Annotated in this window: 26 protein-coding genes; 20 read left to right on the top strand and 6 right to left on the bottom strand. The window is 69.4% G+C overall.

Translation table 11 applies throughout. The features are described from left to right. The first annotated feature begins 246 nt into the window (after nt 1-246). The 5 genes from corA (at nt 247) to ACIPYT_RS05380 (ending at nt 5,750) form a co-directional block, all read left to right on the top strand. Complete coding sequence (corA, locus tag ACIPYT_RS05400) at nt 247-1,248, top strand: magnesium/cobalt transporter CorA (RefSeq protein ID WP_401071381.1); 1,002 nt, start codon at nt 247-249, stop codon at nt 1,246-1,248. 148 nt (nt 1,249-1,396) lie between these two features. Continuing rightward, nucleotides 1,397-2,116 carry an SGNH/GDSL hydrolase family protein gene (locus ACIPYT_RS05395; RefSeq protein WP_401071379.1) on the top strand — a complete coding sequence of 240 codons (720 nt, stop codon included), beginning with the start codon at nt 1,397-1,399 and terminating at the stop codon, nt 2,114-2,116. A gap of 209 nt (nt 2,117-2,325) precedes the next feature. Further along, entirely contained in the window at nt 2,326-3,066 is a 741-nt protein-coding gene (locus ACIPYT_RS05390; protein WP_401071377.1) for a Type 1 glutamine amidotransferase-like domain-containing protein, read from the top strand. Next, the gene (locus ACIPYT_RS05385; RefSeq protein WP_401071375.1) at nt 3,063-4,418 is read left to right on the top strand and encodes an anaerobic C4-dicarboxylate transporter family protein; all 1,356 of its coding nucleotides are present in this window, start codon (nt 3,063-3,065) and stop codon (nt 4,416-4,418) included. The genes ACIPYT_RS05390 and ACIPYT_RS05385 overlap by 4 nt, the downstream gene beginning before the upstream one ends. A 15-nt stretch (nt 4,419-4,433) precedes the next feature. Next, the gene (locus ACIPYT_RS05380) at nt 4,434-5,750 is read left to right on the top strand and encodes a threonine/serine exporter ThrE family protein (RefSeq protein WP_401071373.1); all 1,317 of its coding nucleotides are present in this window, start codon (nt 4,434-4,436) and stop codon (nt 5,748-5,750) included. A gap of 15 nt (nt 5,751-5,765) precedes the next feature. Here the strand turns inward: ACIPYT_RS05380 and ACIPYT_RS05375 are convergent, their stop codons facing one another. After that, nucleotides 5,766-6,728 (bottom strand): FUSC family protein, encoded by a 963-nt coding sequence (locus ACIPYT_RS05375; RefSeq protein ID WP_401071371.1) that lies wholly within the window; start codon nt 6,726-6,728, stop codon nt 5,766-5,768. A 155-nt stretch (nt 6,729-6,883) separates the two neighbouring features. On the opposite strand from ACIPYT_RS05375, the gene ACIPYT_RS05370 reads away from it, so the two are divergent. The 4 genes from ACIPYT_RS05370 to ACIPYT_RS05355 are packed head-to-tail and all read left to right on the top strand — an operon-like array spanning nt 6,884 to nt 9,150. Beyond that, on the top strand, nt 6,884-7,234 hold the full coding sequence (locus tag ACIPYT_RS05370; RefSeq protein WP_401071369.1) for a PadR family transcriptional regulator: 351 nt from the start codon (nt 6,884-6,886) through the stop codon (nt 7,232-7,234). 1 nt (nt 7,235) lies between these two features. Further along, nucleotides 7,236-7,607, top strand: a complete 372-nt coding sequence (locus ACIPYT_RS05365) for a DUF1048 domain-containing protein (RefSeq protein ID WP_401071367.1) — start codon at nt 7,236-7,238, stop codon at nt 7,605-7,607. Beyond that, nucleotides 7,604-8,386 (top strand): ABC transporter ATP-binding protein, encoded by a 783-nt coding sequence (locus ACIPYT_RS05360; RefSeq protein WP_401071365.1) that lies wholly within the window; start codon nt 7,604-7,606, stop codon nt 8,384-8,386. Before ACIPYT_RS05365 ends, ACIPYT_RS05360 begins: the two co-directional genes overlap by 4 nt. Next, nucleotides 8,383-9,150 (top strand): ABC transporter permease, encoded by a 768-nt coding sequence (locus ACIPYT_RS05355; RefSeq protein ID WP_401071363.1) that lies wholly within the window; start codon nt 8,383-8,385, stop codon nt 9,148-9,150. Before ACIPYT_RS05360 ends, ACIPYT_RS05355 begins: the two co-directional genes overlap by 4 nt. A gap of 219 nt (nt 9,151-9,369) precedes the next feature. On the opposite strand, the gene ACIPYT_RS05350 is transcribed toward ACIPYT_RS05355, so the two are convergent. The 4 genes from ACIPYT_RS05350 to ACIPYT_RS05335 all read right to left on the bottom strand — a co-directional run bounded on the left by ACIPYT_RS05350 (nt 9,370) and on the right by ACIPYT_RS05335 (nt 14,171). After that, entirely contained in the window at nt 9,370-10,287 is a 918-nt protein-coding gene (locus ACIPYT_RS05350; RefSeq protein ID WP_401071361.1) for a glycine betaine ABC transporter substrate-binding protein, read from the bottom strand. A gap of 57 nt (nt 10,288-10,344) precedes the next feature. Further along, nucleotides 10,345-11,343: an ABC transporter permease gene (locus tag ACIPYT_RS05345; protein ID WP_401071359.1), complete on the bottom strand. Its 999-nt coding sequence runs from the start codon at nt 11,341-11,343 to the stop codon at nt 10,345-10,347. Further along, complete coding sequence (locus ACIPYT_RS05340) at nt 11,343-12,647, bottom strand: glycine betaine/L-proline ABC transporter ATP-binding protein (RefSeq protein WP_401071357.1); 1,305 nt, start codon at nt 12,645-12,647, stop codon at nt 11,343-11,345. Before ACIPYT_RS05340 ends, ACIPYT_RS05345 begins: the two co-directional genes overlap by 1 nt. Nucleotides 12,648-12,968: 321 nt before the next feature. Further along, on the bottom strand, nt 12,969-14,171 hold the full coding sequence (locus ACIPYT_RS05335; protein WP_401071355.1) for a class I SAM-dependent methyltransferase: 1,203 nt from the start codon (nt 14,169-14,171) through the stop codon (nt 12,969-12,971). A 61-nt stretch (nt 14,172-14,232) separates the two neighbouring features. On the opposite strand from ACIPYT_RS05335, the gene ACIPYT_RS05330 reads away from it, so the two are divergent. The 9 genes from ACIPYT_RS05330 to ACIPYT_RS05290 all read left to right on the top strand — a co-directional run bounded on the left by ACIPYT_RS05330 (nt 14,233) and on the right by ACIPYT_RS05290 (nt 22,123). Next, nucleotides 14,233-14,889 carry a TetR family transcriptional regulator gene (locus ACIPYT_RS05330; RefSeq protein ID WP_401071353.1) on the top strand — a complete coding sequence of 219 codons (657 nt, stop codon included), beginning with the start codon at nt 14,233-14,235 and terminating at the stop codon, nt 14,887-14,889. After that, nucleotides 14,886-15,896: an ABC transporter ATP-binding protein gene (locus ACIPYT_RS05325; protein ID WP_401071351.1), complete on the top strand. Its 1,011-nt coding sequence runs from the start codon at nt 14,886-14,888 to the stop codon at nt 15,894-15,896. The genes ACIPYT_RS05330 and ACIPYT_RS05325 overlap by 4 nt, the downstream gene beginning before the upstream one ends. Continuing rightward, complete coding sequence (locus ACIPYT_RS05320) at nt 15,893-16,693, top strand: ABC transporter permease subunit (protein WP_401071349.1); 801 nt, start codon at nt 15,893-15,895, stop codon at nt 16,691-16,693. The genes ACIPYT_RS05325 and ACIPYT_RS05320 overlap by 4 nt, the downstream gene beginning before the upstream one ends. 114 nt (nt 16,694-16,807) lie before the next feature. Next, nucleotides 16,808-17,587, top strand: a complete 780-nt coding sequence (locus ACIPYT_RS05315; RefSeq protein ID WP_401071347.1) for a carbon-nitrogen hydrolase family protein — start codon at nt 16,808-16,810, stop codon at nt 17,585-17,587. 91 nt (nt 17,588-17,678) lie between these two features. Further along, nucleotides 17,679-19,148 (top strand): APC family permease, encoded by a 1,470-nt coding sequence (locus ACIPYT_RS05310; protein WP_401071345.1) that lies wholly within the window; start codon nt 17,679-17,681, stop codon nt 19,146-19,148. Nucleotides 19,149-19,194: 46 nt separating this feature from the next. Further along, nucleotides 19,195-19,905, top strand: coding sequence for a FadR/GntR family transcriptional regulator (locus tag ACIPYT_RS05305; protein ID WP_401071343.1), 711 nt, complete (start codon nt 19,195-19,197; stop codon nt 19,903-19,905). Between the two features lie 225 nt (nt 19,906-20,130). Beyond that, nucleotides 20,131-20,529, top strand: a complete 399-nt coding sequence (locus ACIPYT_RS05300; RefSeq protein ID WP_401071341.1) for a GntR family transcriptional regulator — start codon at nt 20,131-20,133, stop codon at nt 20,527-20,529. Beyond that, complete coding sequence (locus ACIPYT_RS05295) at nt 20,526-21,437, top strand: ABC transporter ATP-binding protein (RefSeq protein ID WP_401071339.1); 912 nt, start codon at nt 20,526-20,528, stop codon at nt 21,435-21,437. Before ACIPYT_RS05300 ends, ACIPYT_RS05295 begins: the two co-directional genes overlap by 4 nt. Beyond that, nucleotides 21,437-22,123 (top strand): hypothetical protein, encoded by a 687-nt coding sequence (locus tag ACIPYT_RS05290; RefSeq protein ID WP_401071337.1) that lies wholly within the window; start codon nt 21,437-21,439, stop codon nt 22,121-22,123. The genes ACIPYT_RS05295 and ACIPYT_RS05290 overlap by 1 nt, the downstream gene beginning before the upstream one ends. A gap of 67 nt (nt 22,124-22,190) precedes the next feature. Here ACIPYT_RS05290 and ACIPYT_RS05285 read toward each other — a convergent pair whose 3' ends face one another. Next, entirely contained in the window at nt 22,191-22,409 is a 219-nt protein-coding gene (locus ACIPYT_RS05285) for an SCO4848 family membrane protein (protein WP_401071335.1), read from the bottom strand. 92 nt (nt 22,410-22,501) lie between these two features. Between ACIPYT_RS05285 and ACIPYT_RS05280 the strand changes: the two genes are divergently transcribed. Both ACIPYT_RS05280 and ACIPYT_RS05275 read left to right on the top strand, forming a co-directional pair. Continuing rightward, nucleotides 22,502-23,122 (top strand): RNA polymerase sigma factor, encoded by a 621-nt coding sequence (locus ACIPYT_RS05280; RefSeq protein WP_401071333.1) that lies wholly within the window; start codon nt 22,502-22,504, stop codon nt 23,120-23,122. Further along, nucleotides 23,119-23,580 carry a hypothetical protein gene (locus ACIPYT_RS05275; RefSeq protein ID WP_401071331.1) on the top strand — a complete coding sequence of 154 codons (462 nt, stop codon included), beginning with the start codon at nt 23,119-23,121 and terminating at the stop codon, nt 23,578-23,580. Before ACIPYT_RS05280 ends, ACIPYT_RS05275 begins: the two co-directional genes overlap by 4 nt. Nucleotides 23,581-23,686 lie beyond the last annotated feature (106 nt).

The raw sequence follows: 23,686 nt of genomic DNA, 5'->3' as shown, positions 1-23,686 counted from the left end.
GGAGTACACTGATGCGTCGGGTCGAGCGACCCGAAACCCCAGATGCGAGAGGCGGTGATGGCGATGTCCGGTGATAGTAGCGACGCCGCCTTCGTTGCGTCGCATCTGACGGCATCCCTGCGTTGAGCTCCCGCTCCGCACCTGACCGTTCTGCTCGCAGCGTCGACGGCGTCTTCCGCCCCTGACGATTCCTGCGCACGCCGCCGACCCTTCGCGGCGCGCGCCTGCGAGAACGGAGGCCGCATCATGGCCCTCATCGACAACGGCGTGTACGTCCACGGACGTCGCGTGGAGACCCTGCAGAACCTCGACCAGACCGCGCGCACGCTCGGCGCGCTCGGCGGCATCGCTTGGATCGGGCTGTACCGGCCGAGCCCGCACGAGGTCGAGTCCGTCGCTCGCGAGTTCGACCTGCATCCTCTCGCCGTCGAAGACGCCCTCTCCGGCCACCAGCGGTCGAAGGTGGAGCGCTACGGCGACACCCTGTTCGCCGTGCTGCGCCCCGCGCGCTACCGCGACCAGGAGGAGTCGATCGAGTTCGGCGAGCTGCACCTGTTCATCGGCCCCGACTTCGTGGTGACGATCCGGCACGCCGAATCGCCGAACCTCGCCGCCGTGCGCCGGCGCATGGAGGCCCACCCCGAGCTGCTCGCGATGGGCCCCGAGGCGGTGCTCTACGCGATCCTCGACGAGGTCGTCGACGAGTACGAGCCGATCGTGGCCGGACTCGAGAACGACATCGACGAGATCGAGGACCAGCTCTTCGGCGACAGCGACGACGACGCCCTCTCGCGGCGCATCTACGGGTTGTCGCGAGAGGTCATCAACTTCCAGCGCGCCGTGCACCCGCTCGCCGGGATGCTGCAGTGGCTGCGCCGCGGGTCGGACAAGTACCGTATCGACGAGGAGCTGCAGCGGTCGCTGCGCGACGTGCTCGACCACGTCATCCGCGTGCAGGAGAAGGTCGACTCGTTCCGGGCGATCCTCGAGAACGCGCTCACCGTGCAGTCGGCACTCGTCGCCCGACGGCAGTCGGAGGCAGCCCTCGCGCAGAACGACGAGATCAAGAAGATCTCCTCGTGGGCGGCGATCATCTTCGCCCCGACGCTCGTCGGCACGGTCTACGGCATGAACTTCGACGCGATGCCCGAGCTGCACTGGCAGTTCGGGTACCCGCTCGCGATCGGCGCCATGGCGGCGTTCGCGGTCGGCCTGTACGGGATCTTCAAGTACAAGCGCTGGCTCTGACGGCATCCGCACCTCCTCCCCGCCGCCTCCCCGCCGCCGACGCGCCGCCGACGCGGTATGTTCCCGCCGACGCGACCACATCGCGGCGCACGGTTCATACCGCGTCGGCGGCAACGTGCGACCTCGGCGCGGCGGGTAGGGTCGTGGGGTGTCCGCTGAAGCATCGCCCTCCGCTGCATCCGACCTCGCCCGCCTCGCCGAGATGCTCGCCGGCGCCGAGCCGCTGAACTGGGTCATCACGGGCGACTCGATCACCCACGGGCTCGTGCACACGCAGGGTGGGCGCAGCTACGCCGAGCACCTGCACGAGCTGATCCGCGGAGAGCTCGGCCGCACCCGCGACATCGTCGTGAACTCGGCGATCAGCGGGCACCGCCTCACCGACATCCTGGGCGACTTCGACCGTCGCGTGGCATCGTGGAGCCCCGCGGTCGTCACGCTCATGATCGGCACGAACGACCTGTCGACGAACCTCGGCGACCCGTTCGTCGAGCCCGAGGACTTCGCCGCAGCGTTGCGCGAGTTCGTCACCCGCGTCCGCGCGCTCGGCGCGATCCCCGTGCTGCAGACTCCGCCGTCGATCGACGTGCCCAATGCGCCGGGCCGCGAGCGGATCGCCGAATTCGCGGATGCCGTGCGCGCCGCTGCCGCGTCAGGCGACGTCGTGCTCGTCGACCAGAACTCCCGCTTCGCGGAGCTCGGCGGCGGAGGAGTGCCGTGGGGCCTGATGAACGACCCGTTCCACCCGAACGCCGCCGGCCATGCGGCGATGGCCCTCGGACTCGCGACGGCCCTCGGCATCCGTCCTCCGGTGTCTCGCGCGTTCCCGCTGCTCGAGGCGCAGGTGCTCGCAGCCCGTCTGTCCTGACGCGACACCGCCGATCGGGGCGTGCCGCGCCCGCGTCGAATCGGTCTCACCCCTGACGCTCCCGCGCACAGCAGCCCGCGCCCGCGCACAGCGCCGAGCGCCGAACGCCCACAGACGACTCACAAGATGCACTGGTGCATCGACTGATATCTCAGTATCTTGAGCGCATCCAAAGTCGTACCGCGGGGGAGCGATGAAGGGAGCACACGATGGCGCACGTGGTGGCGACAGGCGCGGGCAAGGCGATGATGGAGCGTCGCAACGACCCGACTCACGACTACATCCTCGGACTCACTCGCAAGAAGAGACCACGGGTGCTCTTCGTCGGCACCGCCACCGGTGACGACGCCGCCTACATCCTGAGCTTCTACGCGACGTATGACTCCGACCGGTGCGCACCGCATCATCTGCCGCTGTTCCACCGTGCGGTCGACGACCTCGCCGGGTTCGTGACCGGTTTCGACGTCATCCATGTCGGCGGCGGCAACACCGCCAACATGCTCGACGTGTGGAAGCGGCAGGGTCTCGACGAGATCATGCGCGGCATGTGGGAGGATCCCGATTCGAACGTCGTGTTCACCGGCGGCAGCGCCGGCGGCATCTGCTGGTTCGAGGGCGGCACGACCGACAGCTATGGTCCGACCCTGCAGGTGCTGCCCGAAGGTCTCGGATTCCTGCACGGCAGCTTCTGCCCGCACTACGACGCGGAGGACCAGCGCCGCCCGCTGTTCCACGACTCGCTCCTGAGCGGCGAGCTCGCCACCGGGTACGCGGTCGGCAACCTGCAGTCGCTGCACTTCGAGAACTCCGAGTTCGTGACCGCGATCAGCCCCGTCGAGAACCCGCTCGCGCTGCGCGTCGAGGCGATCGACGGCAAGATCGTCGAGACCGAACTCCCGACCGAGATCCTCACCGGCACCGCGCCCATCACGACGGGACCCTCGACGTGAACGACAACGTCTGGCTGCTCATCGCGCAGCTGATCGTCGTCGTCCTGGCGATCTACATGGGCACCCGCACGAGCGGGATCGGACTCGGCGTCTGGGGCCTCGTCGGCGTCGCGGTGCTCGTCTTCGTCTTCGGCGAAGCACCCGGCAACGCCCCCGTGGATGCCGTCTTCATCGTCATCACGGTCATCACCGCCGCCTCCACGATGCAGGCCGCCGGAGGGATCGACTGGATGGTGTCGGTCGCCGCCAAGGTCATCAGACGCCGCCCCAAGTCGGTCGTGTTCCTCGCGCCCGCGATGTCGTTCCTGTTCACGGTCGGCGCCGGCACGGGCAACATCTTCTACCCGCTGCTGCCCGTCATCTACGACGTGTCGTACCAGCAGAAGATCCGTCCGGAGCGAGCGCTGTCGGTCTCGGCCGTGGCATCTCAGGTCGGCATCCTGTGCTCTCCTGTGTCGGCCGCGACCGCGTCGATGGTCGTGCTGCTCGCCCCGCAGGGGGTCGATCTCGGCGGCCTGCTGCTGATCATGTGGCCCGCGTCGATCGCCGGGCTCTTCGTCGCCGCTCTCGTCATGATGCGCCACGGCAAGGACCTCGAAGACGACCCCGAGTTCCAGAAGCGCCTCGCGAACGCGCAGATCCAGCCGCCCGTCGTCGACGCCCACGAGAACAAGCTCCCGCGCACCGCGGTGCTCTCGGCCGCGCTCTTCCTGATCGGGGTCGGCGTGATCGTGTTCTTCGGCCTGTTCGAGGGACTGCGCCCCGTGATCGGCACCGACGACGCCGGTGACCCCGTGCGCCTCAGCGTGACCGTGATCATCGAGGTCGTGATGGGTGTGATCGCGGCGCTCATCTTCGTGTTCTGCAAGGTCAAGGCATCCGAGGTCCCGAAGCAGCCGACATTCCCCGCCGGTCTCGTCGGAGCGATCGCGCTCTTCGGCATCGCCTGGCTCGCCAACACCTTCGTCGCGGCGAACCAGAAGCTCATCGTCGACGGACTCGGCTCGGTGGTCTCGGGATCGTCGGCGTTCCTCGGGGCTCTGCTGTTCGCCCTCGCGCTGTTCGCGGTGGCGATGCTGACGACCAGTCAATCGAGCGCGACGAACGCGATCGTGCCGATCGGCATCACGATCGGGCTGCCTGCTCCGCTGCTGGTCGGCCTGTGGCCCTCGACCATGGGCATCTACACTCTGCCCGCCAACGGCAGCCAGGTCGCGACCGTGGCGTTCGACCAGACCGGGACGACGAAGATGGGCCGTTTCGTCTTCGACCACTCGTTCCAGCTGCCGAACCTCGTGTACATCGGCGTCGCGATCGTGGTCGGCGTCGTGCTGTCGTTCCTGTTCTCCTGACCGGGGCGAGGCGCCGTGGCGGACACGCTCGACCGATCGGCCCTGCGCGGGTTCCTGCTGGGACTCGCGCAGGGCATGAACGCGTCGGCCGAATCGGTCGACCGCATCCGCGACACCATGACCGAGGTCGCCGCGGCCTACGGCGGTGACGACACCGACTTCGTCGTGCTGCCGACGATCATCCTCGTCGAGACGGGCGAGTCCGACCAGGCGCGGGTCGCGATCAGCTCGGCGACGAACGCGTCGTTCCGGTTCGACCAGATCGCGGCGCTGTACGAGCTGATCGCCGAGGCGCGGCGCGGCGCGGTGCCACCGCTCGACGGCATCCACCGGCTGAACGAGATCGGCGCGATGCGACCGCGGCTCGGATGGGCGACCCGCACGCTCGGGCACGCGGTGCTGACGGTCGGGCTCGCGCTGCTGCTCGCACCTACCTGGCAGGGCGCGATCGTCGCGTTCGTGCTCGGTGCGGGCATCGGGCTGCTCAAGCTCGTCCGCTCGCCGACACTGCAGCTCGTGCTGCCGATCGCGGCGGCGTTCGTGTGCGCGACCGCGGTGTTCCTGCTGGCCGAGGTGATCGAGATCGGCGACCCGCTGCGGCTGCTCATCGCCCCGCTCGTCACGTTCCTCCCCGGCGGCGTGCTGACCACGGCGACGGTCGAGCTCGCGGCGGGCCAGATGATCTCGGGCGCCTCGCGCCTCGTCTACGGCCTCGTGCAGCTCTCGCTCCTGGCGTTCGGCATCCTCGCGGCGGGCACGGTGATCGGAGTCGAGTCACGGTCGTACGAGCCGCTGGCCGCGGCATCCGCTCTGCCCTGGTGGGTCGCGCTGATCGGCATCCTGGTGTTCGCGCTCGGCAACTACCTGCATTTCTCGGCACCGGTGTCGACGTTCGGCTGGGTGCTGCTCGCGCTCGTCGTGGCGTACACCGGCCAGTGGGCGGGCACGGTGCTGCTCGGCGCGACCGTCGGCGGCTTCGTGGGGGCGGTGGCCATGACGGTCGTCGTGTTCTGGATCGCATCGCTGCGGCACGGCACTCCCGTGCAGATCACGTTTCTTCCCGCGTTCTGGCTGCTCGTGCCCGGAGCCGCCGGTCTCGTCGGACTCACCGAGGCGGTGGCCACCGACAGCGGGCTCGCGGACTTCATGGCGGCTCTCGTGTCGATCATGTCGATCGCGCTCGGCGTCATGATCGGCACCGCCCTGTACCGGGTCGTGCACCACGGCGCCGAGGAGATCGTGCAGTTCGCCGTGGCGGTGCCGACCGTCGTCGCGGATGCCGGGCGCCCGGCGTTCTGGAGCAGACTGCTGCCCTGGCGCCACGGGCGCTGAGCCTCGGCCCGTCCGTCATGATCTCCGACGCTGTGCGGCGAGCCGAGGCACGACGTCCGCCGCGCCGAGGGCGAGGGCGACGCCGACGAGCGTCATGCCGACCCGCTCGACGAACCAGTGCGCGGGCGACGCCGTCTCGCCGAGGAGCAGCAGCGACAGCACGACGAACGTGGGGAAGAACGGGAAGACGTACCACCGGCTTCCCGCGGTCGCGGTGCCGACGCCGATGATGAGCACGAGGATGACCGCGGCGACGGCTGCAGGCGGACGCAGCGCCGCGACGCCGCACGCGAGCACGGCGCCGCCGAGCACCGCCAGCGCCCGCCCCCATCCCCGCGTGACCAGGAGGGCATGCTGAGGTCTGCTCACCATGAGCGCCGCGGTGCACGCCCACCCCGGGTGATCCACGCCGAGCGCGAAGCCGATCGCCGCGGCGAGCGCTCCCGCGAGACCGATCTGGATGCCGTAGACCAGCATCGCCGCTCGGGTCGTGGCGCTGCGAGCCGGTCGAGGCGCGGCGGGGCGGTCGGGCCACAGCATCGACACGAGCACCGCATAGGCGGATCCGAGCACGATGAGACCGGCCGCCGGGAGGGCGTCGGCGATCGACCCGAACGACAGACCGGTGCCGATCAGCGGAAGGCCCAGGATCATCAGCGGCGTCGCGAGCCGGCGCCCGGGGTCGGCGGCGAGCACGGCGACCGCGACGCAGGCGACGAAGACGGTGACGACGGCGAGCACCGGGATGCCGCCGACGGCGGCTCCGAGCACGATCGCCGCTCCCGCGAGCACGCCGACGAGCAGGCCACTCAGCCGCTGCCGCCGGCTCGCGCCCACCCCGAGCGCCATCGCGGGGAGGACTCCGACGGCGAGCGCGAGGCCCGCCGTCGGGTCGCGCAGCATGACGACCGCCGCCGGGAGCGCGAGCGCGATCCCGTGCAGGGCGTTCCGCCATGACCACGCGATGGGCGACGTCATGCGTTCACTCTGGAGCGTCGGCATCCCGATGTACAGGCCCCGCCGGACAGTCGTGAAGAATCTTTGGTATTCGGTGTTGCTAGGTACCGGTAGTCAGTGTTACTTTGTACCGGTACCCAGCATCACTGAGTACCTACCACCGAAAGGAGGAACCCATGGGCAAGCAGATGACCGAGATGCTCAAGGGGACTCTCGAGGGCATCGTCCTGGCCCTCCTCGCCGAACAGCCGGCCTACGGCTACGAGATCACGGCACGGCTGCGCGATCACGGCTTCACCGACATCGCCGAGGGCACGATCTACGCACTCCTCGTGCGGATCGAGCAGAAGAAGCTCGTCGACGTCGAGAAAGTCCCGAGCGAGAAGGGACCGCCCCGCAAGGTGTACTCCCTCAACCCCGCCGGAACCCAGGAGCTCGAGGAGTTCTGGACCACCTGGACCTTCCTCACGCAGCACATCGAACGACTCAACACGAACACCACGAACACCCCGAACAAGGAGAACTGACATGGCCGCCAAGTGGATCGAAGCGCTCACCGGATCGCTCGAGCAGAAGAAGCAGTACCGCGATGCCAAGAAGCGCATCGACGCGCTCCCCGAGCCGTACCGCACGGTCGCGAACGCCCAGCACCGCTACACGATGTACTACGGCGGGATCACCGACGGCGACACCCTCGTGCAGATCTTCCTCGACCTCGCCGACCTCTGGGAGCGCGCGGCCGTCGACGGCACCCCCATCGCCGACATCGTCGGAGACGACCCCGTCGAGTACGCGGAGAGCTACGCCGAGGCCTACGGCGGCACCCAGTGGGTCGACAAGGAGCGCGCGCGCCTCATCGAGGCCGTCGACGACGCCAAGAAGAAGGAGAACCGATCATGACCGCCCCCGCGATCGCCGTCCGCGGCGTCGAGAAGTCGTACAAGGACGTCGCCGTGCTGCGCGGCGTCGACTTCGAGGTCGAGAAGGGGTCGATCTTCGCCCTGCTCGGCTCGAACGGCGCCGGCAAGACCACCATGGTCCGCATCCTCTCCACACTGCTGAGCGCGGATGCCGGCAGCGCCGCCGTGCAGGGATACGACGTGACCACCGAGCCCCTGCGGGTGCGCGAGTCGATCAGCCTCACCGGGCAGTTCGCCGCGGTCGACGAGATCCTCACCGGCCGTGAGAACCTCGTGCTCGTCGCGAAGCTGCGGCACCTGCCGCACCCGGGCTCCGTCGCCGACGAACTGCTCGCGACGTTCCGCCTCACCGACGCCGGGGGCCGCAAGGCCGGCACCTACTCGGGCGGCATGCGGCGACGGCTCGACATCGCGATGAGCCTGGTGGGACACCCCGAGGTCATCTACCTCGACGAGCCCACCACCGGACTCGACCCCGAGGCCCGCCTCGAGGTGTGGGAGGTCGTGAAGAAGCTCGCCGACGCGGGCACGACCGTGCTGCTCACGACGCAGTACCTCGACGAGGCCGAGCACCTCGCCGACCGCATCGCGATCCTCCACGAGGGCCGCATCATCGCGAACGGCACGCTCGCCGAGCTGAAAGCCCTGCTGCCGCCCGCGACGGTCGAGTACGTCGAGAAGCAGCCGACGCTCGAGGAGATCTTCCTCACCCTGATCGGGCCCTCCGCCCACGACACCGACAAGGAGACCGCAGCATGAGCACGCACGTCATCGCCGACACCGCGACACTCACCGGCCGCTCGATGCGGCACATCTTCCGCAGCCCCGACACGATCATCACCACGGCGGTCACCCCGATCGCGCTGATGCTCCTGTTCGTGTACGTGTTCGGAGGGGCGCTGCGCACCAGCACCGGCTCCGAGAACTACGTGAACTACCTGCTGCCCGGCATCCTGTTGATCGCGATTGCGTCCGGCATCGCCTACACGGCGTTCCGACTGTTCACCGACATGCAGAGCGGCATCTTCGAGCGCTTCCACTCCATGCCGATCGCACGGTCGAGCGTCCTGTGGGCGCACGTGCTCACGTCGCTCACAGCGAACGCGATCACGCTCGCGATCATCTTCGGCGTCGGGTTCGCGATGGGGTTCCGCACCGGGGCCGGCGTGCTCGCATGGCTCGGCGCGATCGGCATCCTGCTGCTGTTCACCCTGGCCCTGACGTGGTTGGCGATCATCGCCGGACTCAGCGCGAAGACGGTCGACGGAGCGAGCGCGTTCTCGTACCCGCTGATCTTCCTGCCGTTCATCAGCTCGGCGTTCGTGCCCACCGACACCATGCCGGGACCGGTGCGCTGGTTCGCCGAGAACCAGCCGGTCACGTCGATCGTGAACACGATCCAGGCGCTGTTCGCCGAGCAGCCCGTCGGGAACGACATCTGGGTCGCGCTCGCCTGGTGCATCGGCATCCTGGTCGTCGCCTACGTGCTCGCGACCGTCGTCTACAGGAAGAAGATCAGTTGACCTCGCTCAGCGAGCGCCGTACTGAGCGAGCGGAGCGAGTCGAAGTGACGGAACGCTCCGACCGGACCCTGCGTCCGGCCGGGGCGTTTCGCCGCGCTCGGCGGCATCCGACGCGACGCGCATCCGGCGGATGACACGACGATGGGCGGAGGATCCGGTGTGGATCCTCCGCCCATCGGCGAGAACTCCGCCCGACGAGTCAGGCGATGACGGATGCGGTCAGCTGACCACCCAGTCGAAGTCGGCGCCGTGCTCCTCGAGCCAGGCGTCGACAGCATCCGCTTCCTGGCCCTCGCCGTACTCGTTGACGACGAGGTCTTCGAGCGAGCCGTACTGCTCGTCGTCGAGCTTGATCTTCTCGATCAGCTCGGCCGCCTCGGGGAACTCCTCCGCGAAGCCCTTGGTGCCGAGGAAGTGCAGGGCCTCGGCCTCGCCCATGGCGCCCATGGGGTCTTCGAGGTCCTTCAGCGGGAAGGCGTCGTTGGCCCAGAACGGACGCCAGAGCGTCACGACGATGTCCTGCTCGGCGTCGGTGGCCGACTTGAGCTCGGTGAGCATCGCGGCGGTCGACGAGGTGACGAGCTCGTACTCGCCGTCGAGGCCGTACTCGGGCATCATCTTCTGCGTCTGCGCGGTGAGGCCGGCACCCGGCTCGATGCCGATGATTTTGCCGCCGAACTCCGCGCCCTTGCCGGCGAGGTCCGCGATCGAGTTCAGCTCGGAGTACTCCGGCACCGCGATCGTGAGCTTGGCGTTGTCGTAGTAGGCGCCGAGGTCTTCGATGTCGTCGCCGTACTCGTCCATGTAGGACTTGTGCGTCAGCTCGGGCCACGCCGAGGGGTAGATGTCGACGTCGCCCTGCGCGAGCCCCGTGTAGAGCGGGCCGGCCTCGGTCAGCGTCTTCATCTCGACCGTGTAGCCGATCTTCTCGAGCTGGTCCTGCAGCAGGTAGGCGGTGCTGAGGCCGTCGGTCCACGAGGGGAGGAAACCGAGCGTGATCGTGCCCTTGTCGCCACCGCCCTCGCTGCCGCTGCCGGCGCCGCCGCCCGTGCCGCCCATGCCGTCGCCGCTGCAGCCGGCCAGGGCCAGGGTCGCGGCGGCGCCGAGGGCGGTGATGGTCAGGAACTTCTTCTTCATGTGTGTCTCACTCTCGTTACGTATCAGTGCTGTGTGTGTGGGAAGGGAACGAACGGGTCAGCCGATGCCGCCGGCGCTGCGCCGCGGGGAGGCCTTGATGCGGTCAGCCTCGTCGATGGCATCCTTCGTGTCGGACGCCGCGTTCTCGCGCGCCATGGCGGCGGCGGTCGCGTCGAGACGACGACGGTCACGACGACGCGACAAGATACCGAGCAGCGACGACGTGTTCTCCGACGGCGATCCGAGCGCCGCCGTCACGCGGTCGAGGAAGACAGCGATGAGCACGACGCCCAGGCCCGCCTCGACGCCCTTGGCGATGTTGATCGTCGAGATCGCCTCGACGACGATCTTGCCGAGGCCGTCGGCGCCGGCCATACCGGCGATCACGGCCATCGACAGCGCGAGCATGATGACCTGGTTGACGCCCGCGAGGATCGTGGGCATCGCGAGAGGCAGCTGGATGCCGCGCAGGATCTGCCCCGGCTTGGCGCCGAAGGCCTGTCCGGCCTCGACGGTCTCGGAGTCGACCCCGCGGATGCCGAGCTCGGTGAGCCGCACGCCCGGGGGCAGTGCGAAGATCACGGTCGCGACGAGTCCGGGGACGACGCCGATGCTGAAGAACACGATCGCGGGGATCAGGTAGACGAAGGCGGGCATCGTCTGCATGAAGTCGAGCACCGGCTTGAGGATCGCGCGGACCGTGGCGTTGCGCGCCGACCAGATGCCCAGCGGCACGGCGATGACGACCGCGATCACGGCGGCGACCAGCACGAGCGCGAGGGTCTGCATCGCGGGCACCCACAGGTTCATCGCCACGATGAGCGTGAACGACACGACCGTGCCGATCGCGAGCTGCCACGAGCGCACGAGCCAGGCGAGCAGCGCCGCGATGACGATGATGACCACGAAGTGCGGGCTCAGCAGAGCGCGCGTGAGACCGTCGACGAGGAAGCTCACGACGAACGAGATCACGTCGAGGAGTCCGTCGAGGTTGGTCTTGATCCAGTCGACGCCGGAGGCGACCCAGGTTCCGAGGGGGATGCGGAAGCCGTCCATCAGCGCACCTCCTCCGTCGTACCGACGACCGGCTGGGGATCAGCCGTCCATCCGTCGTCGAGCACCGCATCGATCTCGGCCTGCGGCATCGGGATCAGCGGCAGCGTGAGCTCGCCGGTCGCCCCAGGGCCGGGGCCGAGCGCGGCGAGCAGCGTGATGCGGGGGATGACCCCGACCAGGCGTCCCTTCCCGTCGACGACCGCGAGAGGCAGCGGCGACTCGACCGAGGGGATGAAGAGGTTCATGAGGACCTCGTCCTCGCTGACGCTCTGCGGCACGGGCTTGATGATCGACTCGAGGGTCGAGACGCCCTTGCGCACGAGCTTGACGGCGTCGCGATCGGTGACGATGCCCAGCAGCTTGCGGTCACGCCCGGTCACGTACGTGGCCGACATGAACGCATCGCGCATCTGGCGCAGTGCCGTGCGCGGGCCCGCGGTGTCGGCCACGACCGGACGCGGACGCTCCATGACGTTCGCGGCGGTGAGCACACGGGCGCGGTCGACATCCTGCACGAACTGCTCGACGTAGTCGTTGGCGGGGTCGGTGAGGATGTCCTCGGGCGTGCCGATCTGCACGATGCGGCCGTCGCGCATGACCGCGATCCGGTCACCGAGGAACATGGCCTCGTTGAGGTCGTGCGTGATGAACACGATGGTCTTCTGCAGCTTCTCCTGCAGTTCGAGCAGCTGCTCCTGCATCTCGCGGCGGATCAGCGGGTCGAGGGCGCTGAACGCCTCGTCCATGAGCAGGATGTCGGAGTCGGCGGCGAGCGCGCGGGCGATGCCGACGCGTTGCTGCATGCCTCCGGAGAGCTCGGAGGGCAGCTTGTCGGCCTGACCCTCGAGTCCGACGAGCCCGAGGATCTCCTCGGCCTTCGCGAGGCGCTCGGCCTTGCCGACGCCCTTGAGCTCGAGCGGATAGGCGACGTTCGCGGCGACCGTGCGGTGCGGCAGCAGGGCGAAGTGCTGGAACACCATCGAGATGCGGTCGCGGCGGATCTCGCGCAGTCGCGACCCCGGGACGCCGGTGATGGCGTCGCCGCCCACGAGGACGGACCCGTCGGTCGCCTCGTGCAGGCCGTTGAGCATGCGGATGATGGTGGACTTGCCGGAGCCCGAGAGCCCCATGATGACGAAGATCTCGCCGCGGTTCACGGTGAAGCTCGCGTCGATGACGGCGGCCGTTCCGTTCTCGGCGACGTCGGTGCGGTTCTCCCCGGCCTTCAGCCGGCGGACCGCCTGGTTCGGGTTCTTGCCGAACACCTTGTACAGATTGCGCGCTTCAAGAGCGATTTCGGACACGTTTCCCCTGCGGCTCGCCTTCGGGCGGCTGAGCCTGCTTCGGTTACGCCCGGGTGACGCTCCCGGCCGTTTCGACATGCTGCTGTGGCGGCGCGGACGGCGGATTTCGGATCCACCGCGATAGAGCATCGACCGTACGCCCACGCCTCTTCGCAGCACAGCTCATCGAAAGAAGGACGTGACCGCGGACTGGTCTACGGACCGTCAGGCCCGACTTCCAACGTAACGAAATGGCCGGTCAGGGGCAAATCCGCATTTGCTAGCCTGTCTGACTTTCTCCGCCTGACCGGGGGATTGCGCGGGTGCGGCCCGGGCGTTTCGTCAGCGGCGGACGCTGCGCATGACGGTGAACTTCGGGGTGCGGTGGAGCTGCTCCGTGGGGCCGACGAGACGGGTCAGCTCGGCGCGATACCCGAGCGAGGAGTTGAAGACCGTGAGCAGTTCGCCGCCGGGGCGGAGGATGCGCGCCGCGGCCTCGAACAGGCGCGTCGCAGCCCCGGTGTGCACGCTCGTGCCGAGGTGGAACGGCGGGTTGAGCAGCACCAGGTCGGCGCTCGCGTCGGGGAGTTCGGATGCCGCGTCGTCGTGCATCACGTCGACCCGGTCGGCGACGCCGTTGGCGGCGACGGTCGCCCGGGCCGAGGCCACCGCCGCGGCGGAGCGATCGGTCGCGATCACGCGGGCGGCGGGATGAGCCAGCGCATACGAGGCGGCGAGCGCGCCCGTGCCGCAGCCGAGGTCGACCACGACCGGCGCGGGTTCCGTCGGTTCCTCGTTCAGAACTCCGGAGATCCCGTCGCCCGACGGCGGCTGGGGCCCGGTTTCGCCGGGTTCGGGCGCGCTTCTCCGGAGTTGTGGATCGGCGAGCCCGAGCACCTCGAGCAGCACGCGCGTGCCGATGTCGAGTTTCGCCCCGGCGAACGCCCCGCCGTGCGCCGCGAGCACGAGGTCGCCGTGCCGCTGAGTGACCGGGAACGGCGGTGCCGCGGGCACCGGGAGCGGCTCGGCGGCGACGACGAGGCGCGACTTGCGCTCGGCACGCTCGGCCCGCACGCGGCCGAACCTGCGCGCGAGCACCTCGTTCTGCGCCAGCGTCATGTGCTTGACGCGACCTCCGGCGACGAGCACCACGTCGGGAGCGGCCCACCGCGCGACGGCATCCGCGATCTCCTCGAGCTCGGCGAGCGACTTGGGCAGCTGCAGGAGCACGAGCCTCACCCCGCGCAGCAGCGCCGCCCCGAGGTCGTGCGGCTCGAATCCCGCGAGGCCGAGGTCCGCGGCGTTGAGCGCGAGTGCGCGGCGGCCGGTCGCGAGGTCCTGATGCACGCGGATGCCGTCGATCCCGGCCGCGGTCAGCGCCAGCGTGATGGCGCCGTATTCGTCGCCGATCACCGCGATCTCATGCCCGTCGACGCCGAGCGACAGCCCGCGCTCGACGAGCAGCACATCGGTCGCGTCGTAGGCCTGGAGGTTCTCGGCCTCGACGTCGGGGCGACGGCGCAGCCTCGCGTAGGGGAAGTCCACGTGTCCAGCGTAGGAGCGACGACCCTTGACGCCGACTGAACACGCGTTTAGCATGCTGTACATGCGTTCAGCATCTGATGACCTCACGGCTCGCGCCCGCATCCGCGACGCGGCGATCGCCGCCTTCGCCCGCGACGGCTTCGACGCGGCGAGTCTGCGCGGAATCGCCCGCGAGGCCGGGGTGAGCGCGGCGCTCATCGTGCACCACTTCGGCGACAAGAACGCCCTGCGCGACGAGTGCGACACCCATGTCGTGAGCGTCTTCATCGATGAGGACCACGGGGTGATCGACGCCCCGACGCAGGATCGCATCCGCGCCGCCATGCACGACATCGAGCGCTACGGACCGTACATCGACTACCTCGCACGCATGCTCGTCGACGGATCCCCGGCCGCTGATCACCTGTTCGACAGCATCCTCGAGGGAACCCGCGCCGTGCTCGACGGACAGCGCGAGGCAGGGATGCTCGAACCGATGAGCGACCCCGAGATGACGACGCTGCTCGTCACGCTGATCGGGCTCGGACCGGTCGTGATGCGCGCCCAGATGGCGCGCGTGATGGGCTCCGACCAGCTCAGTCCTGCGGGCCTGCGCCGGTTGACCCTCCCGACCATGGAGCTGCTGACGCACGGCGTCTACGCGACGACCGCGCTGCTCGACGGCACGCGGCAGGCCCTCGCCGACGACGAGGACGCGACGGAGGGAGACGCCCCATGACCGATGCGATCGAGATCCAGCGCCTGCACAAGCGCTACGGCCATCGTGTCGCGGTGCACGAGCTCGACCTGCGCGTACGGCCGGGCACAGTGTTCGGTCTGATCGGGCCCAACGGCGCCGGGAAGACCACGACGCTGCGCACGCTGGTCGACGTGATCCGTCCGTCGTCCGGTTCGGTGCGCGTGCTCGGCGAGGACCCGCAGCGGGGCGGCGCCGCGCTGCGCCGACGGCTCGGGTACGTGCCGGGCGAGCTGCGCCTGGACGGGCGGGCGACCGGACACCGGATGCTGTCGTTCTACGCGCAGGTCTCGGGTGCGCGCGACACCGACGCGACCCTGCGCACGGCCCGCGAGCTCGCCGACCGTCTGGGCGTCGACCTCGGCCGTCCCGTACGCACGCTGTCGAAGGGCAACAAGCAGAAGGTCGGGTTGATCCAGGCGTTCATGCATCGGCCGGAGCTGCTGATCCTCGACGAGCCGACCAGCGGCCTCGATCCGCTCGTGCAGCGCGAGTTCCTGCAGATGGTGCGCGAAGCGCGGGACGCCGGCCAGACCGTGCTCCTCAGCTCGCACGTGCTGAGCGAGATCCAGCAGACCGCCGACGAGGTCGCGGTGCTCGCGAACGGCCGGGTCGTGGCCGACGGCGACGTCGCGTCTCTGCGGCTCGGTTCGGTGCGGCGAGTGCGGGCGTCGATCAGGACCACGGATGCCGACGCGGTGCGCGCGACGTTCTCGGCCGTGCCGGGAGTCGTCGATCTGGAGGTCGCCGAGGCCGACGGCATCGTGCACGTGTCCGGCAGCGTGGAGGGCGCGATCGATCCCTTCGTGAAGGCGCTCGCGAGGGTCGAGGTGCACGACCTCACCGTCGAGGAGCCCGACCTGGAGGAGTCCGTGCTGCGCCTCTACGGTGACACCTCTACCGCGTCGGTCGACACGAGCGACAGGCCGGATGCTGCGACGCCGGCGTCACCGCGAACGCGGCGCGAGCGGCGGGAGGAGCGGCGATGACCGGCATCCTGCCCGTGTTCCGGCGCAGCATGCGCGACTCGTGGCGCAGCCTGCTCGGCTGGACCATCGGTCTCGCCGCCGTGCTGTTCCTGTATCTGCCCCTCTACCCGAGCCTCGGCGGCAGCGCTCAGCTGCAGGACCTCATCTCCGCGCTGCCGAAGCAGCTCGTCGACACGATCGGGTACGACCAGATCTCCAGCGGCGCCGGGTACACGCAGAGCACGTTCTACGGACTCATGGGCTTCCTTCTGCTGACGATCGCGGCCGTCGCCTGGGGGTCGGCGGCGATCGCCGGCGCCGAAGAGAGCGGCCGCGCCGAGCTCGACCTCGCGCACGGCATCGGCCGCGGTCAGTACGCACTCGAATCCGCGCTCGGCGTGCTCGTGCGGCTGGTCTGGCTCGGGGCGTTCTCGGGCCTCGTCGTGTGGGCGCTGAACGGTCCGGCCGACCTCGGACTCGACACATGGCGCATCGTGGGGGCGAGCGCCGCGCTGACCGGGCTCGCGTTCCTCACGGCCTCGGCCGCGGTGCTCGCCGGCGCGGCCACGGGACGGCGGGTGTGGGCGACGGGCGCCGGCGCGGGGATCGCCGTGGTCGGCTACGTCCTGCAGGCGCTCGCGAAGCAGTCGACAGATCTCGAATGGCTGAACGCGATCTCACCCTACGCATGGGTCTATCGGCAGTCGCCGCTCGCCGATGGAGTGGATGCCGGGGGCCTGGCGCTCACGTGGGGACTCGCCGTCGTGTTCGTGGCGGCGTCGGTCATGGCGCTGCGCGCCCGCGATCTGCGCGGCTGAGGCATTCCGCGACCTCACCTCTTGCGGACGTCACACGATCGGAACACAATGGTCATCTAATAGATCACAATGATCTGTTTGATGGGTGCATCGTCGCACCACGAGGAGCATCCGATGACCCTGACCATCGCCGGCCTGCAGCATGAGGGCGTCGCCGGAGACGTCGACGCCAATCTGGCGATCGTCGCCGCCGCCGCTCGCGATGCCGCCGCGCGCGGGGCACAGATGCTCGTGACGCCCGAGATGTTCGTGACGGGATACAACATCGGCGAGCGCCTCGCCCCGCTCGCGACCCCCGACCTCGCCGATCGCATCGCGACGATCGCGTCCGCCGAGGGCATCGCGATCGTCGCCGGACTCCCCGAACCCGTGTCCGGCGGGGGCATCGCGAACGCGCTCGTCATGATCGACCGCGACGGACGCGAACTGCTGCGCTACCGCAAGACGCACCTGTTCGGCGCACTCGACCGCAGCCTGTTCGTGCCCGGCGACTCCCTCCCCGCCACCGTGGAACTGCACGGCGTGCGCCTCTCGGTGCTCATCTGCTACGACGTCGAGTTCCCCGAGACCGTGCGCGCCGCGGCCCTCGACGGCGCGGATGCCGTGATCGTGCCGACCGCGCAGATGGAGCCCTATGCGCACATCGCCGAACGCCTCATCCCGGTGCGCGCCTGGGAGAGCCAGACCCACGTCGTCTACGTGAACCGCGTCGGCGCGGAAGGGGACCTCTCGTACGTGGGACGCAGCAGCATCGCGTCCCCCGACGGCACGACGCTCGCCGCCCTCGGTCCGCACGACACCGGTCTCCTGATCGCCACGATCGACCCGGAGACCACCCGACGCGCTCGGCAGGAGAACCCGTACCTCCACGACCGCCGCACCGACCTGTACTGACCCGCACGACTCGTACGACCCGCACCACTCTCGCTGTCCCGACCCCCTCCTCCCGCATCCCGCCCGCGGATGCTCAGCCGAAAGTGACCTCATGACCGTCTCCCCTCTCGCCGAGCCGCGCCAGCGCCTCAGCGGCCAGCTCGGCACCGGCGCGATCGTCTTCATGGTGATCGCCGCCGCCGCACCCCTCACCGTGATCGGCGGCAACGTGCCCATCGCGATCGGCTCGGGCAACGGCCCCGGTGCGCCGATCGGGTTCGCCCTCGCCGCCGTGATCCTGCTCGTGTTCTCGGTCGGCTTCGTCACCATGACCCCGTTCGTGAAGGAGGCCGGTGCCTTCTTCTCCTACGTCACGGCCGGTCTCGGCTCGCGGCTCGGGCTCGGCACCGCCTTCACCGCGCTCGTCGCCTACACCGCCATCCAGGTCGGCGTGTACGGCTACATGGGCTGGGCGGTCGACGACCTCGTCACGTTCTTCGGCGGCCCGAGCCTGCCGTGGTGGCTCTACTCGTTCGCGACCATGGCGATCGTCGCGGTGCTCGGCTATCGGCACATCGACCTGAGCGCCAAGGTGCTCGGCATCGCGCTCGCCCTCGAGATCCTCGTGGTGGTGGTGCTCGACGTCGTGATCTTCGCGACCGGCGGCGCCGACGGCATTGCACTGGAGACCTTCGACCCGTCGAACGTGTTCACGGGCGGCATCGGCGTCGCCGTGCTGTTCGCCCTCACCGGGTTCATCGGCTTCGAGGCCACGGCGGTGTTCCGCGACGAGGCCCGCACGCCGGAGCGCACGATCCCGAGGGCCACGTATCTCGCGGTCATCATCATCGGCGTCTTCTACGCGATCTCGTGCTGGGCGCTCGTCACGGGCGTCGGCGCGGCGAACGCGGTGGCCGTCGCACAGCAGACGCTGGCCGGCGAGGGCAACCTGCTGCTCGACACCACGACCCAGTACCTCGGACCGATCGTGCGCGACGTCGTGCAGGTGCTGCTGATCACGAGCCTGTTCGCCTGTGTGCTGTCGTTCCACAACGTGATCGCCCGGTACCAGTTCACGCTCGCGCAGAAGTCCGTGCTCCCGGCACGTCTCGGCCGGCGACACGCCTCGCACCACTCCCCCGCGTTCTCCTCGATCGTGCAGACGATCACGGCGGCGATCGTGCTGGCGGCGCTGGCGCTGCTCGGCCTCGACCCCCTGGTCGGGGTGTTCGGCTCGATGGCAGGCGTCGCCACGGTGGGCATGGTGCTGCTGATGCTCACGACTTCGATCGCGGTGCTCGTGTTCTTCGCACGTCGCCCCGAGCTCGCATCCGGACGCACGATGACGGCCCGCGTCTTCCCGGTGCTCGCCGTGATCGGCCTCGTGTTCGCGCTGTGGCTCGTGCTGTCGAACTTCACGCTCGTGACGGGCGGCAGCGTGGCGGTGAGCACCGTGCTCGCGCTGATCCCCGTCGCGGCGATGGTGGTCGGTATCGTGTGGGGCAGGCGGTACCGCCTCGACGCGGATTCGGTCGAGGACGACGCCGCACCGGGTCGCGCGGAGGAACCCGCGACGAACTGAGACGGGTCAGGCCCGCACCCGGTGCCGACCGAGACGAGGACGCACGATGGACCTGGCCTCCCCGGCGCTCGGCGCGATCCGCCGCACCACAGCGGTCGACACCGTGCGTGCGCGGATCTCGCTCGCCGTCGAGCTCGGGATGCTGGTTCCCGGCCAGCGACTCCCCGGCACGGATGACACCGCGCGCGCGTTCGAGGTGAGCGAGATGACCGTCCGCCGTGCCTACCGCGCGCTGAGCGAGGAGGGCGTCGTGGTTCGACGCAAGGGCCACGCAGGCGGCACCTTCATCGCGGATGCGCCGACGCTGGGAACGGTCGGGGAGATCGACGCATACCGAGCGGATGCCGCGCACGTGCACGCCCTGATCGACCAGCGCGCGGCGCTCGAGGCGGGGCTCGCCGCGGTCGCGAGCGCGGTCGCAGAGGAGTCGGCGCTCGCGCGGCTCGACGCCCTGGTCGAGGAGATGCGCACGGCTCCGGACTGGACGGGGTTCCGCACCGCCGACGCCGCGTTCCACGAGGAGCTCGCGGCGATGGCGGGCACCGCCGGCGCGGCCGAGCTGCACCACCGCGTCTCGCACGAGCTGTACGCCTACTTCATCCCGTACCGGATCGACTACCTCCGCGCCTCGAACGAGGAGCATGCCCTGCTGGTGGAGGCGCTGCGCGCTCAGGACGCCGGCACCGCCAGCCGGCTGGCGTTCGACCACGTCGCCGAGCTGCACGGCTCGATGTACGTCGGGCACCCCCGCGCCTGAGGGTTGCGCCTCTCGCCCCGCTCGCTCGACGACCGGGGCGCCACCCGCGCAGCATCCCCTCCCGGGGTCGAAAACGCACCTCGGCACTCGTGCGGGGTCGAAAACGCACCCGACGGGCCCGAATCGGATGCTTCATCGACCCCCAACGCGACACTCCTGTTGACACGGGACAGGTTGAGTGGTTACCTAGTCGAGTAACTAACCCACCAACCACGCGGAGGATTCGTGATCGAAGAAGGCAAGCCGCTCTTCCTCCAGATCGCCGAGCAGATCGAGGACTCGATCATCGACGGCTCGCTCGCGGAGGAGACCCAGGCGCCCTCCACCAACGAGCTCGCCGGCTTCTACCGCATCAACCCCGCGACCGCAGCGAAGGGAGTCGCCTTGCTCACCGACAAGGGAGTGCTGTACAAGCGCCGCGGCATCGGCATGTTCGTCGCCGCCGGCGCCAGGGACATCGTCCGCGGCGAACGTCGATCGGCGTTCGCCGACCGCTACATCGACCCGCTGCTCGCCGAGGCCCGCACGCTCGGCCTCAGCGCCGCAGACCTCGCCGACCTGCTCGCCGAGCGGGCCGCACAGACAGACGCCGCAGCACCGACAGAAGGGAAGAACCCCGCATGACCGCCGTCATCGAGGTGCAGAACCTCACGAAGCGCTACAAGGACAAGAACGCCCTCGACAACGTGTCGCTGAGCCTCGAAGGAGGCGCGATCTACGGCCTGCTCGGGCGCAACGGTGCCGGCAAGACGACGCTCATGTCGATCCTGACCGCGCAGAACTTCGAGTCATCGGGCACGGTGAGCGTGTTCGGAGAGCATCCGTTCGAGAACACGCGCGTGCTCAACCGGATCTGCTTCGTGCGCGAGAGCCAGAAGTACCCGGACGACGCCTATCCGCACCACGCCTTCCGGGCCGCGAGCCTGTTCTTCGAGAACTGGGATCAGGCGCTCGCCGACGAGCTCGTCGAGCAGTTCCAGCTGCCCATGAAGCAGACCATCAAGAAGCTCTCCCGCGGGCAGCTCTCCGCCGTCGGGGTGATCATCGGCCTCGCCTCGCGCGCCGACCTCACGTTCTTCGACGAGCCCTACCTGGGGCTGGATGCGGTGGCGCGGCAGATCTTCTACGACCGTCTGCTCGAGGACTACGCCGAGCATCCGCGCACCATAGTGCTGTCGTCGCACCTGATCGACGAGGTGTCGAACCTCATCGAGAAGGTCATCGTGATCGACAACGGCAGGATCCTCCTCGACGAGGACACGGATGCCGTGCGCGACCGCGCTGTCACCGTCGTCGGCGACGCCGGCACGGTCGACGCCTGGGCTGCGGATCGCGAGGTCCTGCACCGTGAAGCGCTGGGCCGCGTGGCCTCCGTCACGGTGCTGGGACGGCTCAGCGATGCCGAGCGCGCCGAGGTCACGGCATCCGGCCTGGATATCGCCCCCGTCTCGTTGCAGCAGCTCATCGTCCGGCTCACACAGAAGGCCGAGTCGGCCACGAAAGACACGACCTCGAAGGAGGAGGTGCTCTGATGCGACGCACACTCAACGTCGTCCGCCTGCAGCTGATCAATCGGCAGACCTTCATCTGGGTTCCGCTGATCATCCTCGGCGCGGCGACCCTGATCTCCGTGCTGATCTACGCCATGATCCCGGTCGACACCCCCAAGTACGGCGGGGGCGGCCAGGCCCCGCTCTGGTACTTCTTCGCAATTGGGATGTCGGCGATGACCCTCACGTTCCCGTTCTCGCAGGCGATGAGCATCACACGTCGCGACTTCTTCCTCGGCACGATGCTCACGGCCGTGCTGGGCAGCGCGTTCATGGGCGTGCTGTTCCTGCTCGGCGGGGCGATCGAGACCCTCACGAACGGGTACGGCGTGAACGGCTGGGTGTTCTACCTCCCCTGGCTGTGGGAGGCGGGGCCGCTCGGCGCGTTCATCGTGTACTTCACGCTCGCGCTCTTCTTCTTCGTCGTGGGCTTCACGGGCGCGACGATCTACAAGAGCTGGGGTCCGCTCGTGCTCACGATCGTCAGCGTCGCGCTGGCCCTGGTACTCGTCGGACTCGTGTTCCTCGTGACGAGGCTGGAGCTGTGGGACCAGGTCGGCCGCGGCATCGGCGATCTCGGAGCACTCGGCATCGCGCTCTGGGGGCTGGTCGTGGTCGCGATCCTCTCGACCGTGTCGTTCCTCGCGTTCCGGAGGGCCATCCCCTGATCCGCGCGGATGCCGGAGGAGGGGTCGCGCTGGTGCGCGGCCCCTCCGTCGTGCACGGAGACGCGACTCAGAGAGCGCCGGTCAGCGCCGCGATCCCGACGAGCACCGACACGAGAGCCAGCACGAGGGCGATCGAGATCAGCACCACGTGCACGGTGAGGAACGCGGTCGGCTTGCCCTCGGCATCCCTCGCCCGAGGGTCCTTCGCGATGCGCGAGTAGAACCGAGGCCACACGAGCACGTTGAACGCGGCGTTGAGGAACAGGACGATGGCGAGTGCGGTCACGCCTCCCACGGTACCGGCGCCCCAGATCGACGCCGTCCATGTATCACCAGGCTCTTGCCGCACTCCTGATGGGTGTGCTCACAATAAGACTCATGATCGACGGCGCACCCGGTGGCGCCGCCCTCGATCCTGCACCGGACGACGGTGCGGCGCGCTGGCGACGCGCCGCCGACTTCTTCGAGGCATGGCGGGACGGCGACAGCCGCGCGATGGACGACCTCGTGCGGCTGATGACGCCTGTCCTCTGGCATGTCGTGCGCGCCTACGGACTCGAGCGGACCCTCGCAGAAGACGTGATCCAGACGACGTGGATGCAGCTCGTGCGCGGCCACCGATCGATCACCGAGCCCCGGGCCGTCTCCGCCTGGCTCACCACGACGGCACGGCGCGAGGCCTGGCGCGCGGGCAAAGCCGATCGCCGGGTCGAGGCGACCGAGACCGACACGCTCGACGTGCTGCTGCCGCACCAGGAATCCGCCGAGAACCACGCCGCGACAGGCGACGAACGCCGTCGTCTCTGGGCGGCCGTGCACCGGCTCGCCGACCGCTGCCAGCGGCTGTTGAGGGTCGTCGCGTTCGAGGAGCGCCCCGACTACGCGCACCTCGCGGCGGATCTCGGGATGCCGGTCGGCAGCATCGGCCCGACCCGCCAGCGCTGCCTCGCCAAGCTGCGCGCTCTGCTCGACGAACCCACGACGGCCGGCGCCTCATGAGCACGCAGAATCGCGAGGACGCCGAGCTGTTCGCGCGGCTCCGGTCGCTGTGGCGCGATGTCGACCCCGTGCCGGCGAGCCTCGTCGACCGCATGATCGCCGCCGTCGCGACCGAGGGGCTCTCGGAGGAGTACGCCCTGCTGACCCTCGTCGACCAGCCGCTCGGCGCCGTCCGGGGCGACGCCGATGCCCTCACGCTGCAGTTCAGCGACGGCACCACCAGCATCCTGCTGCACGTCACCCGCACCGCCGGAGGAGGCCACCGCATCGACGGGTGGGTCGACACCGCCGCCGCGGCGATCGAACTGCGGCAGGGCGAACGCGTGCGCCGGGTCTCGCCGAACGACGCCGGACGCTTCGCCTTCGACGACGTGCCCGCCGGGTTCGCGAGCGTGCGCCTCACCACCGTGGTCGGCGGCGAGGAGCGCATCCTGTCGACTCCGCAGTTCGAGTTGTGATCGATCGCGGGCACGGCCCGCACCTCGCGGGGTCACCCGCACACACCGCGGGTGCACCGCCCGCACACGACGCGGGGCGACCCGCAAAAATGGCGGGGACGCCCGC

The sequence above is a fragment of the Microbacterium sp. NPDC089695 genome, assembly GCF_044749085.1.
Lineage (GTDB): Bacteria > Actinomycetota > Actinomycetes > Actinomycetales > Microbacteriaceae > Microbacterium.
The sequence above is the reverse complement of the archived record's forward strand: the minus strand, read 5'-3'. Positions and strand labels throughout refer to the sequence as shown.